Source organism: Pedobacter sp., from assembly GCF_046462515.1.
GTDB lineage: Bacteria > Bacteroidota > Bacteroidia > Sphingobacteriales > Sphingobacteriaceae > Pedobacter.
Genome location: NZ_JBKGVD010000009.1, coordinates 542,225 through 556,280, shown reverse-complemented (window position 1 = coordinate 556,280; position 14,056 = coordinate 542,225). Strand labels below are relative to the sequence as shown.

Annotated in this window: 11 protein-coding genes; 3 read left to right on the top strand and 8 right to left on the bottom strand. The window is 38.7% G+C overall.

What is annotated here, in order from left to right:
* Position 1: 1 nt before the first annotated feature.
* The gene (gene cas9, locus ACLHG9_RS14330; RefSeq protein WP_410222186.1) at positions 2 to 4,459 is read right to left on the bottom strand and encodes a type II CRISPR RNA-guided endonuclease Cas9; all 4,458 of its coding nucleotides are present in this window, start codon (positions 4,457 to 4,459) and stop codon (positions 2 to 4) included.
* A gap of 240 nt (positions 4,460 to 4,699) precedes the next feature.
* Positions 4,700 to 4,966, bottom strand: coding sequence for a helix-turn-helix domain-containing protein (locus ACLHG9_RS14325; protein WP_410222185.1), 267 nt, complete (start codon positions 4,964 to 4,966; stop codon positions 4,700 to 4,702).
* Positions 4,967 to 5,400: 434 nt separating this feature from the next.
* On the opposite strand from ACLHG9_RS14325, the gene ACLHG9_RS14320 reads away from it, so the two are divergent.
* A complete protein-coding gene (locus ACLHG9_RS14320) occupies positions 5,401 to 6,045 on the top strand; it encodes a DUF6266 family protein (RefSeq protein ID WP_410222184.1) in 645 nt (214 codons plus the stop codon).
* A gap of 726 nt (positions 6,046 to 6,771) precedes the next feature.
* Here the strand turns inward: ACLHG9_RS14320 and ACLHG9_RS14315 are convergent.
* The 5 genes from ACLHG9_RS14315 to ACLHG9_RS14295 form a co-directional block, all read right to left on the bottom strand.
* On the bottom strand, positions 6,772 to 8,961 hold the full coding sequence (locus ACLHG9_RS14315; protein WP_410222183.1) for a T9SS type A sorting domain-containing protein: 2,190 nt from the start codon (positions 8,959 to 8,961) through the stop codon (positions 6,772 to 6,774).
* Positions 8,962 to 9,083: 122 nt separating this feature from the next.
* Positions 9,084 to 9,485, bottom strand: a complete 402-nt coding sequence (locus tag ACLHG9_RS14310; protein WP_410222182.1) for an OsmC family protein — start codon at positions 9,483 to 9,485, stop codon at positions 9,084 to 9,086.
* A gap of 1 nt (position 9,486) precedes the next feature.
* Positions 9,487 to 9,699, bottom strand: coding sequence for a (4Fe-4S)-binding protein (locus ACLHG9_RS14305; RefSeq protein ID WP_410222181.1), 213 nt, complete (start codon positions 9,697 to 9,699; stop codon positions 9,487 to 9,489).
* An 82-nt stretch (positions 9,700 to 9,781) separates the two neighbouring features.
* Positions 9,782 to 10,354 carry a hypothetical protein gene (locus ACLHG9_RS14300; RefSeq protein ID WP_410222180.1) on the bottom strand — a complete coding sequence of 191 codons (573 nt, stop codon included), beginning with the start codon at positions 10,352 to 10,354 and terminating at the stop codon, positions 9,782 to 9,784.
* 574 nt (positions 10,355 to 10,928) lie between these two features.
* Positions 10,929 to 11,912 (bottom strand): outer membrane beta-barrel protein, encoded by a 984-nt coding sequence (locus tag ACLHG9_RS14295; RefSeq protein ID WP_410222179.1) that lies wholly within the window; start codon positions 11,910 to 11,912, stop codon positions 10,929 to 10,931.
* Between the two features lie 186 nt (positions 11,913 to 12,098).
* Between ACLHG9_RS14295 and ACLHG9_RS14290 the strand changes: the two genes are divergently transcribed.
* Together ACLHG9_RS14290 and ACLHG9_RS14285 are read left to right on the top strand one after the other, a co-directional pair.
* Positions 12,099 to 12,695 carry a TetR/AcrR family transcriptional regulator gene (locus ACLHG9_RS14290; RefSeq protein ID WP_410222178.1) on the top strand — a complete coding sequence of 199 codons (597 nt, stop codon included), beginning with the start codon at positions 12,099 to 12,101 and terminating at the stop codon, positions 12,693 to 12,695.
* A gap of 6 nt (positions 12,696 to 12,701) precedes the next feature.
* Entirely contained in the window at positions 12,702 to 13,334 is a 633-nt protein-coding gene (locus tag ACLHG9_RS14285) for an NAD(P)H-dependent oxidoreductase (RefSeq protein WP_410222177.1), read from the top strand.
* Positions 13,335 to 13,752: 418 nt separating this feature from the next.
* On the opposite strand, the gene ACLHG9_RS14280 is transcribed toward ACLHG9_RS14285, so the two are convergent.
* Positions 13,753 to 14,046, bottom strand: a complete 294-nt coding sequence (locus tag ACLHG9_RS14280; protein ID WP_410222176.1) for a GIY-YIG nuclease family protein — start codon at positions 14,044 to 14,046, stop codon at positions 13,753 to 13,755.
* Positions 14,047 to 14,056 lie beyond the last annotated feature (10 nt).

Below are 14,056 nucleotides of genomic sequence, written 5' to 3'. Positions count from 1 at the left end.
ATTAAGCTTTTGAAATGTTACCCAACCTATCTACTTGGAGTTTGATGCAAACTTCTTTAATCCTATATAGATTATCAATTGTCACTTCAAGTTTATTCAAACTTCCTAATTCCCCTATTTTTGTTTTGGCATCATAACTTTTGATTAACGACGAAATGTTGTTTTTGATAAAATGACATTCAGAACCTGTGCTCGAAACCATTTTATATAACCCCTCAATATTTATGTTATTCTCATCAAAAGTTTTACCTTCCTCCGGAACATAAACTAAATCATTTGGCGATAAACTAAACAATAGTTGATTACCTTTTTCATTAGTCTGGGGAACTGCTGATAGGCCTTGTTTTTGTCTTTCTATAACCAAATTTAATGGAATGGTATCGTAGCTTCGTTTATTTGATCTGTCTGCATAAACGCCAAAAAATAAATTGGTTCCTTTGGCTGCCTCTACAAATTTTGTTGTTTTATTTCCTGTTTCTCCTAATGCAAATTTGCTTCCCTGCTCAAAAACCCTGACTTTTAATATGGGGTGATGATTTTTACCATCATTATACAACGCAATATTTTGGTTCATTTCCTCAATACCTTCGGGCGAAAAAGCAATTTCGGGATTGTTATCTTTTGCTTTTAGATAATTCAATAAAATCTTTTGAATTCCTGTATCGGTAATTGAAGCAATGGATTTCGCATCAAACGAAGTGTCCAAAGATTTTCTTGTTGCGGTTAAAATTTTACCTTTTGTTACTTTTATTCTATCTAAATTCACTTGTCCGGAAACGGTTTCTTTATGCAATGATTTTCTGATTGCCCAATTAACACCTTGCTGAGAAACCAAAGCTTTTTTGGGTTTTCCGTCTTGTCCTAATCGTAGGTTTCCGTTTTCGTCTTTATAGCTCTCATAATAATTTGTAGCCCTATTGATAACTCTTAGATTTTGTTTAAAACTTACTACAATATTTTCCAAAGCATTTTTTGCTTCAACAGTAAAGGTTTCCCAAGGTTTCATAAAATCTTTCGGAACTTCGCGCTCTATTCTTTTACCGGTTTTAGCATCATCATAAACTACTTTTTCGTATTTCCTTAATTTGCGGTTCAAATCATATCTCTTCGTATCTGATTTTGCACTTTCATTGTTCAATAAATTAACATGGTCTCTTGTTGCACAAGCAATAATCAAGGCATCCATGGCGTGATGGCGATGATCGATACGTTTTTTGGAAAAACCTCTTGATAGCTCAATTGGAACTGTTGGCAAAAATTTCTGATGATTTTCATTCCAAGCTGTAAAATCCTGTGTTTGTGTAATTGCGTTCATCCGTTCAAAGCGCGGTAAAATCAACTCGTTCCAAATGTCATTCAATCCCCAATCTTGTTTTAAATGAGCAGTTACTTTTCCATTGCCTGGAACAATATTTATAGAATTTACACCATCATCTTTACTTTCTGCTTTATCATCACGAACAATATTAGATAAAACTCCGCTGATATATTTACTGATATAGCGGGTATCGTTTAATTGCCTTTCGATCATTTTTTCGGGAATTTCTTCCAGTAAAAGCTTACTGCGTTTCGTTCTGTTCTTGCTGTAATTTTGTTTTACAAAATCTTCATAATCTTGAACTCCTAAAATTTTGACTGATTTTCCATTTCCTAATTCCACAACTTCTCCGTGATGCGATTTGATAAAAGCCAAACCTATCTGGTTATCTTTTAGCTTATTTACAGCCGATTCGCAAATTACCTTATTACTCAGACTATCATCAAAAAATAAACTTTGCGGAATAATGTGTTCTATTTCATATTCGTGGGTAAATAATTTATTTAATGGAATCATTTGCCCCGTATAAGGCGAACGGTATTTCTGTTCTAACCATAACTTGTAACGTTTCAAATCTGAACTTGATGGTTGTGCCGTTTTACTAATTTTTAAAATATCTTCGTCAATATTTTCTTCTGCATTCAAAACACCTTCTTCATAAATCTTTAAAATATCCTGTTGCATTGGCGAAAACGGGCGAACATTTTCTACACTTTGGTCTAAAGCCAATTCTGCCAACAACGCCTTGATCCGCAAATTGGTATTTTCATTTTCAGTAACCATATTGGTCAAACGCTTGCGTTCGTCAGCCGTATTTTTCATTTCCCTACCTAACTCAATATGAATTTCAGAAAAGAAATCTTTTGCACCTTTCCCGTAATGTTTCCAAATATCTTTTACAACACGCAGCGTTTCAGCAATTACCTGTTCCACAATTGGGTTTCGTAAGGAATGTTGTTTAAAGTCGTTTAAAAACTCATTTAAATCCTCTACAGAATTCCATTTACCTGCAACCGAAGCTTCGGAATGGCGACCATAAACAACATATTGAGCCAACCATAAAGGCAGGTCTTTAAAATCGGTTTCTGTAGAAAGGTGTTGTGCTTTTTCACGAACACGATCTTTTATTTTTTCATCATATTCACCTGTAATAATTTTGTAGATGCGTTCTTTTGATATACTGTCAATTGCTTCATGATTCCATTGTTTACCAAATCGCATCAATGGCAATAATTTCTTGATTGCCTTTTCTGAAAAGCTGCCGTAATCGCTTTTAAAAGGTGGAAATTTCTTAAATGAACCTACAAATTGTGCTGTATTTAAATGGTGTTTTTCTGCAAATTTCTTTAAAGCTTTTTCGTACTCAATTTTATCGTTTACCGAATAAATGATGTGCCACAGTGCCATTTCGTTTTCAAAAGTCAAAAAATCTTGTGGTGTATTTTCAACCTTATCCAAACGACTTTGAATTAAATATTTGGTTTCATTTCCCGGATAAATTTTGTCTTGAACATAATTCCAGCGATATTTTTCAATTTCGGCTTTGGAAACTTTTTTCAAGTCAAGTTTTTTCTTCAACAGAAACTCAATCAATTGTTCTTGCTTAATTTCTTTTTTCTGATTTAAAAATTCAAAAACAGCTTCTTGGTCTTCTATAGTCGAAATAAATTCAGTGGTAATTTTTACATCATCGTCTTTTCTGTAAATCTCCAAATTCTTAACCCATTGCAACAATCGAAATTCTTGGTAATAAGGATTGGATTTTGAAATCACTTTGATTGGATATACTATACCATCTTTAGACTTTCTGCTTTCAAAAGGGCAATTAGCAATGGAAGACTTTTGGGTTCGTAAAGGTCTTTGATAGAACAAAATATCGTTAAGTATCAAATGCACCAAATTCTTTGATGAAAGTATTTCGCGATGCTGTTCATTGTTTTTATATAATTCTCTTATACAATCATGGTATAATTCTTCGTTTTGAAATTCTGAATGAAATTCACTTTGTTTTTTAAGGATTTGCGTTAATTCATCTTTATAAAACTTACGCTCAACGGTGCGAACCAATTTCCCTTTTATCTTTTGTTTTGGATTGAGTAATAAGTTTTCGTAAATATAAGTTCCGACTGTTTTATTGGAATTAGCAATTGTTAATTCAGTACGTGCTTTAATTTTCTTAAAGAATTTATCTTGATCTTTTTTACTCATCAAAGCGATTTCATCAAATGTAGGTAATGGCGTTAATCTTCGCTTCTCCCTACCAGTTGTATCTGACTTACGGTCTTTTACTATTTTAATATCCCCATTTTCATTTAATTCTTCTGTAACCAAAAATTCTTTTTCTGTATTTTCCCATTTCGGATCGGTCGTGAAAGTCGCAGAATATTCCCAACCATTTGACAAGGTCATTTTGTACCAGGTCCGTTTGTCATTCTTTTTATCAACTTCGCCTTTTTCAACTTTCGTTATGGTTAGAGCAATTACAAATTCTTTTACATTGTCGTTTATTTCTTCTTCTTCGCCACGCAACTGATAATAACCACGCTTTTGATTGAAATTTAAAATCAACCAAGCCAATTCTTCTTTTTCAATTTTCTGGCTTAAAGCTTTTTTACGCAAATAATAAATTGTCCAATCATAAGGAATCTTAGCTTTCTCACCTTTAATATTTTTTCGGTTTAGCAAGTCTGATTGATGTTGCTTGAAATCAGTTAACATCTCTTGGAACAAGTTTTGAAACAAAAACTCAAATTTGTCTTTCCCGTTTTCCTTTTGCCCGTTTTTCTTCCACGCAATTTTTGGTTCGGTTTCTTCCAAAAACTGTCCCAATCGCTTTTCAAAATCTATTTCTTTCGCATAATGTTCGGGCAAAAACCCCAACACATTCAATACTCTGTGCAAACGCTCACGCCTTAACAAATAACGCTCTCGTAATCTTCTTGCACTTCTGTATTTTGTCCTGTCGGCTGTTTGAGAAATAGAATTTCCTTTGCCAAATTCACCTAATACATCTTGTGTCATCGGAATAATCCGACTTCCCATGCCAAGAATTTTTCCTTGTTTATTGTCGTAATCTTGTTGAACCAACGCCCACCCGATAGAGTTGGTCCCTAAATCAAGTCCTAATATAATTTTCTTCATAATCATCTTATTTGATGGCATTTAAAGATACTTATAAAAAAAGTACTCTTTTACGGTTTTCCGTATCTTAGCCTTAAAAGATATTTGTATATTTGGTTATTGAAAGCAAATCACAATAAGGATTATTCCGTTGTGAAAACATTTAGCGCCTCGCCTATCTGCGGGGCATTTTTGTTTTCTTTCTCTAAATGTTTAAGCTCACTAATACCCTCTAACTCCTCAAATCTCACATCTCATGCCTTAAAACTTCTTCTCGCCATTGCCCCACTGCCTATTTCTCTGCATCATGCGCAGCAGATCACTGTACAAATAATAATAACGGTTACCAATGGGCGAGTAAGGCAAATAGCCCTGGCTTACCAGATTTTTGAGCGTACGCTCGCTAATGTTGAGGATCTCCATTACCTGATGTTTATCGAGAATTTCGTTGGTAAAAGACTGTAAACCTTTAGACTTAAAAGTAATGCGCTTGAGCGGCACCGGCTGATCTGATTTACTGTTGTTCATAAGCGTATAATTTAGACAAAAAAGCAAACCTTAACCCGCAAGATATTAACTAAAAGGCACTTAAGCAAATTTATATGACTTTAGCCCAGACTGCTCCGGGACTCATTTGAGATTTGTTCGAAACATCTTCGGCAGCTTGTGGAGAAAAGCAAAGCCGGTTACGCAGCAATATCCTTGCAAATAACAGGCCTTACACCTTAGCAGAAGCAGTTCTTAACACCCTAAGGCAACCTACTAAAAGCCCATAAAAATTTTAGTAATGCCGAACAAACGGCCTTTTTCCGCAATAAAGAGGGCAATACCTGGGCTTAACGGGGTAAAGCACAGTCTTAAAAGGGCAAAACACCTTCACAACAAGCTGAATAACAATATTCTACATAACAAGCCCCTACCTTTAGGCTAATTAATCAATTGTTTTACTAAAAATTAAAATTATGGGAGTTATTAAACAAGGTATCTTGGGAGGTTTCTCGGGTACAGTAGGCACGGTAGTGGGCGCAAAGTGGCGCGGCATTACTTACATGCGTGGCAAGAGCACCAGCAAAAGGCAGGGTTCCAGCTTTAAACAGGAAGAACAGCAAATGCGCTTTTTGCTGATGGTAAAATTTATGCGTAAGATGAGCGCATTTGTAAACCGAGGCTACCATAATCTGGCCATACACATGACCCCGATCAATGCCGGTCTTTCTTACAACCTCAAGAACAGCATTACGGGCGATTTCCCCAATTACGAAGTGGCCTATAACATGGTGCTGTTAAGCCGTGGCGATCTGCCCAATGCACAGAACCCACAGGCCGCGGCAGGTACAGGCGGTACGGTTGAGTTTACATGGGTAAACAATGCGGGCAGTGGTAAGGCGCTTGATACCGATATTTGTCTGGTTACGGCTTATTGCCCCGAAAAAGACCTGGCTATATGCAGCAGGTTTAGCAGTGAGTTTACCCGACAAGACCAGCACCTGATTTTGGAAGTACCTGAGTTTGCCGGACTGGAGGTTGAGACTTACATCTCTTTCTTTAGCGAGAATGGTAAGGAAATTGCCGACAGTATTTATACCGGTCCGGTAAGCATTACCTGATTACAAAGCCCGGTAAGAAAATTTAATCTTACCGGGCTTGACTTTCTGATGTCTTTTTGTAGCCCGGAACCACCCTTGCCCATAAATTGGTTAACTGTTTAATTGATAAATTGTTAAACTACTCACACCATTCCTTTCTCATGTTCCTTCTTTCATTGCCCAGAACCCTTTGGTGTCACCATCCAATTACTACCGTCACCCTGAATTTCCTGAAATGAGTTCGGGACAAGCTATTTCAGGGTCTGTTTACTGTTTTTATATAGATGCTGAACTAAATTCAGCATGACGATACAACGAGGAGTTCAGCATAACGCACAAGAGGAAAACATCATAACAACTTAAACACACCGTGTCAGGCTGTCCCGATAACTATCGGGATTGTCAAAGCCTAACTTGTAGGAGCATCCACATTTCGACAACTTGCCCCCATACTTCGGGAGGCTCAATGTGACACCGTTAATGTGACAAGTAAAGATGCTGAACCAAGTTCTGCATGACGCACAATAGGGAACTTCAGACTCCTGTCATCAGACTTTCGGACTACCAGCCTTCCCGACTTCAAACATCCGTCATCGGACTTCGGTCATCCGTCTTCAGACTTCCCGACTCTACACTTTCCAACTACCAACTTCGGACATCCGTCATCGGACTTCCCAACTACCAACTTTCTGAATCCAGACTTCCGTCTTCAGACTTTCGGACTACCAACCTTCCCGACTTCGAACATTAATCTTTAATTACCTTTTGCTGCAATTGTTGTTGTGCACCTTTAAGTAAAAGAATATAAACGCCAACCGGATAACCCGACAGGTTAATTTGATACGCTTGGCTTTGAGCATTCAATTGTGCCTGATAAACTACCTTTCCGGTAACATCTGAGAGCTGTAACTGGTTAAATGTATTACTCACAAAATTAATGTTAAGTACATTTTTTACCGGATTTGGATAAAGACTAAGCTGGTTACCTGTAAAGCTAAAATCTAAAGCTTTAATGCCAATCTCAGTCAGTTGCCCATCTAAGTCTAACTGTTCCAGTTTATAGTAGTTAATGCCTGGTGCAGGAGTAGCATCTACCACCTGATAGTATTTGCGCCCAAGGCTGTTAATGGCTCCCGGTACTTTGGCAATTTCGGTATAATGAATACCATCAGTTGAACGGCCAACAATAAATTCCTTATTATTTGTTTCGGTTAATGTTTGCCAGTTCACTTTTACCTTCTGCTGTTCTTTTTGCACCGTAAAACTATATAAACGGATAGGCAAACTGGGGTCAACCTGCATGGTAATACTTGCCGCAGGAGCACTACAGCCATTTAAGGCAGCTTCTACACTTACTATATCATTATTTAAGGGCGTATAGGTATAGGTGTTGCCTGCTCCGGTTTGCATTGCATTGCCATTTACTTTAAAGATATACTGGCTAAAATTAGGGCTTGCTGTAAAGGTTACACTGGTGCCTGAATTGATTATACCTGTAGTTGAGCTGCTGATTGTTGCATAAGGATTTAATGTAGCACCGATCATTAAAGTACCTAAATTGGTATATTCTATTTTGGCACCACCGGTTATTGCAAAAGAGTAAACACGCCCAGCAAGAATATTAGCAGGAGCAAAGGTACCCACAGGGTAATAAGAATCTGGGGAACCAGCCGTTTGTTTTATGGCCACGTAATAACTGGTGTTGGCCGGAATATTAACAGCAGTTGGAAAATTAAAAACTACTTTGGTATTGAGCATTGCACTTGTAATGGTCTGCAATGGAGATTCGGCTAAAATAACACCATTGTCATCTAACAGCACCCCACCGATCTGTTTACCTACGCTGGTGGTAGCTGTGGTAATATGCACTTTGACACTACTGATACTGACCCCCACTGCCGGCGACAGGTATTTTAACGCAAGTAAACCAGCAGTGGAACCAAAACCGATGCCATCATAAGGAGCATCAGTAGAATTATAGGAAGCCAGTTCGCCACAACCTACCTGTTGTGCTTTTTGCATTGAGTTGTTCGTGTTCCTCTCATCATTAGGTACGCTCACAACGATGTTCTGGGTGCCCACATTAACGTTAACCATGTTAAAAGATACCTGTGTACTTGCCCCTGCATTTAAACTAGGGATCGTAAAAATCTGGCTATTGGGATTTGCGCCTGTAACGTTAAGGCTTACTTGAATATTGCTGGCATTTTGGGCACCTTTATTTTGTACAATAGCCGTAATAGTTCCTGGAACTATTCTATCTGTTTCTCCATAGCCAATATCTAAGATGTTAACCGCAATATCATTTTGATAAGGATTATCCATACCAAACAGAAGTGAAGGCCTGAAACTGCTACTCGCTGTAAAGCTATCCGGAGGTGTAGTGGTATTGCTTGAAGCATTGGCAAGTGAATTGGGAATAGAATTATCACAACGATATATTGCGGAGGTAGTCGCAAACTGGCTGCCAAGATAATCATAAGCAACATATAAGCCTCCTCCGGTATAGGTAAAATTATTGTTTAGGCCAATATCTGTAGTTGCAGCAGTAGTTGCACCTACAGGAAGGTTGTAATTACCATCATAAACCTGTGTCATCCCAGTAATGGCAGTGGCCCAAACATTAGATTTTGAATAGCTTGCATCGGTAGTGTTTTGCAGGTAGATTTTAAAATTACCCCCTGCGGCTGAACTTACCCCCGTTTCATAAACAAAGCCCAGCCGCTTAATAACGGCATTTGTATTAAGGATACCATTAAGTTCACTTGCCGGAATAATAAATGCCGCTCTCAAAGTGGTATGGGCAGTTGTTCCGTTGGGTGCTCTGAGAGCTGACGTTCCAGCTGTACTAATAGGAGTTTGAACAAATATAGTGGCCTGCGAATAGGTGCTTATAGCATAAAATGCCATAAAAATAGAGAGTAAAAGTTTTTTCATGCGAGTTTAATTAAGATTAGAATGATGTTCATTTATTAAATGTGGTACATAAATTTCTTATATACTTCAAGCTGCTTTAAGGGTTCAGTCTTTTTTGCACCTGTACCTGCCTACACCAGCTTTCAGAAATCCAATAAAGTTTGAATTTCAATGTTTCCGTTCAGTATTTTATGCACAGGGCAGCCCTGAGCTATCTTGTGTATCTTATCTTCCCAGCCCGGTTCAATTACTGCGCCTCCAAAACTGATGGTTCTGGTAAATTGTGCTGTCTGTATATGCGGGTAATTTTCAAGCTCTACCTCTACATTGATCTCAGGGATATTCCAGCCTTTACGTTCTATATACATGCGCAAGGTAGCAGCCGTACAGCTTGCCAGAGAAGTGGCCAGAATTTCGTAAGGATTAAAGCCCTTATTACCACCGCCGTTCTTTACAGGTTCATCAGTGATCAGACTATTCTCGCCCGCAATTACCTCGGTATAATATTTCTCAAGACCTAAGGTTGCTTTTACTTTTACCGCCATATCAGGATCTTAACTTATAAGACAATGCACCCGAAGGACAATGCTCTATCTGGTTTTTGAGTTGCTGCGCATTCGCATTTCCGGCTTTGATCCAGGGGCGTTCTTTAGGGTTGTAAACCTGAGGCAGCATTTTTACACAAATGCCCGAATGCTGGCAAAGCTGGGGTTTCCATATCACGGTAATTTCACCTTTATCATATTCATGAGTTTCCATCTTTTTAAGGTTAAATTTTTCAGAAATAGTTATATAGGGATAAACAATTCTTTATTTAACTGCTAAATACAAACTAGCTTATTTAATCTTTAATCAGGTTGATGTTTTCATCAAAATGATGATAGGTGGTATCTAAAACATTTTCAGTCTCTTTACCCTTTTTTAAGATCATCTTGACAAACATTTTAAGTTCGTATATGGTTTTTGGATTCTTACGGGCTTGTATTCTTTTTTCAATACTATCATTAATATTCTGGTAATAGCCTACAGAATCGCTTAGCATAGTGGCTTTGTTTTTATGCTCTTCAAAATCGCGTTTAGAGATATTTACTCCCTCTGTCATCCCTATACTTTGTTGCAACTCCATTTGGCTGAGCTCATTTTTCATGAGCGCTATATAACGATTAGACTCTTCGATAAAATAATCAATCCGTTTCTGGTTATTGAACATTCTGAGAGAGTCTAACCTGTTTTCGTCTAAAGTATCTACTTTAACAACGCTAAACTCCTTAATATCGGCTTCAAGGTTCTGCTTAAAAATAGCATCTTTAAGTGCCTTATCAACAGAGGCCTGCATTTTCTCTATATCCTTGGTTTTTTGGTCTTTGCATGAATATAAAGATACAAGCATGAATAAATAAATGATCTTCTTCATAATTTTTTAGTTTTTCGGTATACTAATATATGGAATATTAAAGAAATAGCCAGATACTGTTGCCATTACCGTCACCCTGAACTTGTTTTACTGCGTAGCTTTCCGCTTTGCTCCAAGTCAGAGTCTATTTACCCTTAAAGATGCTGAACAAATTTCAGCATGACGGAAATAGGAAAGCATGTTATAACCTAAAATGGACTGTGTCAGGCTGTCCCGATAGCTATCGGGATTGTCAAAGCCTAACTTGCAGGGGTACCCACATTTCGACAGGCTCAATGTGACAATGCTAAGTATAAAGATGCTGAAACAGCCTGTCCCGAACTCATTTCGGGAAGTTCAGCATGACGTGAAGGGAGCACACAGCACGACGCAGATATTAAACTATAGAAAGGCACACCAACTTCGGACATCAGTCTTCGGACTACAGACTATAAATTTCCTGACTACACACTTCGGACATCAGTCTTCGGTCTTTCTAACTATCAACTTCGGACTTCCGTCATCAGACACCCGACTCTCAAAAAAAAGGGGCCCAGCTTAAGCCAGACCCCGCACTGAAAAAAATCTTTAAAGCTTAAAACCCGATTTTGATTCCTACATTTAAGCCCAAACCACCAATGTTTACATAAGAACGCAAATCATCAGAAGGTTTAGAAGAATCGTAATTGGCAGAACCTTTAACGTTCATATCAGAAGTAATAGTCTTATGGTAATTCACATTTCTATCGCCGTTAGCCTGGTTAGCCAGAGTAAGCTGCTGCGAACCTACCACTGTTCCGGTAGACGAAACCACAACCGTAGCTGTACCATCATATTTTTTCAGCTCTTTATCTTTACCCCCTACCGATACGTTACGGTATTCTAGCTCAGAAAACAGACTGATGTTTTTACCCAGCTTATAATCAAATCCAATAGCCGACTGAAAACCAATAGTTGCGTTAGGATTAATTTTTTCTTCGCGGTCTAATACCAGATTAACCTGTGTACCCGGGGGCGAAGTAAAGCCATTTTCTCTGGCTATGGTCCCGGTTTTATCGTTAACAGCGGTATTGATCTGCAGGTAGCCATAAACAGGCACAATTACCCCTACTCGGGTATAAGGTTTAAAATCGCCTTTGGCTGGAATTCTTAGTACTAAGGATGGAGCAACATCCAGAGCTTTTACCTTACCTTTAGAGTACAGGCTTAAAACGGTATTGCCGTTCATAATCCCGGTCATTTTCATCATATCCTGACTTTCACTCTCAAAGTAGTTAACCCCCAGCTCTAAACCCAGTATAGGGTTAAACTGGTAACCACCGGCCAAACCAGCACGCCAACCCTGCCCAAATGATCCGGTTAATGCGGTTTCAGATACAGTACTGGTAGCACCTGTGGTAGGATTAATGGTAAACACCCTATCGCGGGCAGGCTTACCGTTCAACGCCGGAAACTCAACAGGTGTAACTTTCATAAAATAACTGGCCCCGGGCTTTAGATAAAAACCCTTATCGGTTTGAGCGTAAGTAACAACAGAAGTACCTGCCAGCAATAAGGCAGCGGATAATAACTTTTTCATAGTTCTTAGTTTTGTGTTTAAGGTGGCAGGCATAATATTATGCTTGCATAAAAATAAACGCTGTTTTTATGCTTTTGTTTCAATTTTCAGGAAAAATTGAAACATCATATTTTGGTAAAAAACATTTTTTTGATACGGCGGTAAAGCCTACATATTGTAATTTTGCTAACAGTGTTAACCACAAGCATGGAAGACCTTTCGCAGAAAACGGTTCATAAAGAAAAAGTACGCGCGGCCATTGTAGAAGCTGCCCGCCAGTTGCTGGAAAAAGAAGGCTGGGAAAGCGTATCTATACGCAAGATTGCCGAACGTATAGGCTACAGCCTGCCTATGGTTTATACGCATTTTGAAAACAAGGAAGCCATACAGAAAGAATTTGTTAAACAGGGCTTTAACCTGCTTACAGATTGTATTGTTTTGCAAGCTGCAACAAAAACCGAACCCGCGCAACAGCTTATAGCACTAGCCGTGGCTTATTTCGATTTCTCATTTAGCCATGCCTGTTATTACAGGCTCATGTTTGGGCTGGGCATACCCGGTTGCCAGCAGGTAAATGAGATTGCCGAGATCAAGCGTTTTACCTCTGTGATATTTGAGGTACTGGGCAGGCTCATACCTGCAGCTAGCAATGAGCGTATTTTTCTGAAGTTCCATACCCTGTGGTCGGTTTTGCACGGGCTGGCCTCTATTAGCATGGTTAACATAACCGGCGCCGCTGATACCCTGCAAAAACAGGTATTGTTAGATGCCGTTAAAGGTTTTATTAAAAATATCAACGATTAAAAATTTATGAGCTTAATTGAAGCGTTAAACTGGCGTTACGCCACTAAAAAAATGAATGGTGAAGCCGTTCAACAAGAAAAAGTAGATATGATTTTGGAGGCTGCGCGTTTAGCCCCAACCTCATCGGGCTTACAACCTTTTAAAATCATTGCGATTAGTAACCCCGATAAAAAGAAAGAATTGTTGCCTTTGGCTTTTAACCAGTCGCAAATTGTAGACGCATCGCATGTATTGATCTTTGCCGCATGGGATAATTATACCCATGAAAATATTGACGAGGTTTTTAACCGCACCAATGCCGAAAGAGGTATTCCGGCCAGCGCTACTGAAGAGTATGTGGCCCGTTTAAAGGGAATGCTGGTACCACGTACCGCTGAAGAGAATTTTCAGCATGCCGCCAGACAGGCCTATATCGGTTTGGGTATGGCTATAGCTCAGGCCGCCATGTTAAAAGTAGATACCACGCCAATGGAAGGTTTTGACAATGCCAAAGTTGATGAATTTTTAGGTTTACGCGAAAAAGGATTGAGAAGTGTCAGCATTTTAACCATCGGTTACCGCGATGCAGAAAACGACTGGTTGGTTAACCTTAAAAAAGTACGTCAGTCTTTAGCAGATTTTGTAATAGAATACAAATAAGCACAATTTTTTAAAAGGTTGTTTAAAAGCAGGATGCTGCTGCATTGAATAAGTGTCGCATTTCGGCGAGCTCAATGTGACACTCAATTTTAAACAACCTTTTCTTTATTAAATACTATACTGAGCTTTCTGCTCAACATACTTCCCATCTGTGCGTCATGCTGAACTGGTTTCAGCATCTTACCAACGAGAGATAGACCCTGATACGAATTTACTCCGCAGCTTTACGCTTCGCTCTAAGTCTGTGTATAGAATTATAAGGAAACGGATCCCGAAATGAATTCGGGATGACGATAGCGGTTATGATAGCAACAGTGATTATTATGAAATGCCTTAATAGATGCGTCATGCTGAACTGGTTTCAGCATCTTTAATCGTTCCCAATCAGGAGCAGGAGACAGCGATAAATGCTTCTAACTCAATCCAAATCCTCAAATAGATCTCTCCACTCAGGATTATGCTCCTTGATCAGGTTAAGTTTCCATTGCCTATGCCAGTTTTTTAGTCGTTTTTCTTCTGCAATGGCTTCTTCTATAGTGGCAAGTTGTTGGTAGTACACCAATTTATTGCAATTATACTTAGCCGTAAAAGAATTAGGATCATATTTATCTTTATGCTCCTGTATTCTGAAATACAGTTCTGAAGTAACACCAACATACAAGGTGGTATGGGTGTAATTGGTTAGGATATAAACGCAGCCGCCTCTTTCCATTTACACAAGT

Bases quoted from the DNA above. Each gene is read 5' to 3' on its own strand.
- ACLHG9_RS14290 (WP_410222178.1), top strand. From the start codon at position 12,099: ATGGAAGACCTTTCGCAGAAAACGGTTCATAAAGAAAAAGTACGCGCG.
- cas9 (WP_410222186.1), bottom strand. From the start codon at position 4,459: ATGAAGAAAATTATATTAGGACTTGATTTAGGGACCAACTCTATCGGG.
- ACLHG9_RS14285 (WP_410222177.1), top strand. From the start codon at position 12,702: ATGAGCTTAATTGAAGCGTTAAACTGGCGTTACGCCACTAAAAAAATG.
- ACLHG9_RS14280 (WP_410222176.1), bottom strand. From the start codon at position 14,046: ATGGAAAGAGGCGGCTGCGTTTATATCCTAACCAATTACACCCATACC.
- ACLHG9_RS14305 (WP_410222181.1), bottom strand. From the start codon at position 9,699: ATGGAAACTCATGAATATGATAAAGGTGAAATTACCGTGATATGGAAA.
- ACLHG9_RS14295 (WP_410222179.1), bottom strand. From the start codon at position 11,912: ATGAAAAAGTTATTATCCGCTGCCTTATTGCTGGCAGGTACTTCTGTT.
- ACLHG9_RS14325 (WP_410222185.1), bottom strand. From the start codon at position 4,966: ATGAACAACAGTAAATCAGATCAGCCGGTGCCGCTCAAGCGCATTACT.
- ACLHG9_RS14315 (WP_410222183.1), bottom strand. From the start codon at position 8,961: ATGAAAAAACTTTTACTCTCTATTTTTATGGCATTTTATGCTATAAGC.
- ACLHG9_RS14310 (WP_410222182.1), bottom strand. From the start codon at position 9,485: ATGGCGGTAAAAGTAAAAGCAACCTTAGGTCTTGAGAAATATTATACC.
- ACLHG9_RS14300 (WP_410222180.1), bottom strand. From the start codon at position 10,354: ATGAAGAAGATCATTTATTTATTCATGCTTGTATCTTTATATTCATGC.
- ACLHG9_RS14320 (WP_410222184.1), top strand. From the start codon at position 5,401: ATGGGAGTTATTAAACAAGGTATCTTGGGAGGTTTCTCGGGTACAGTA.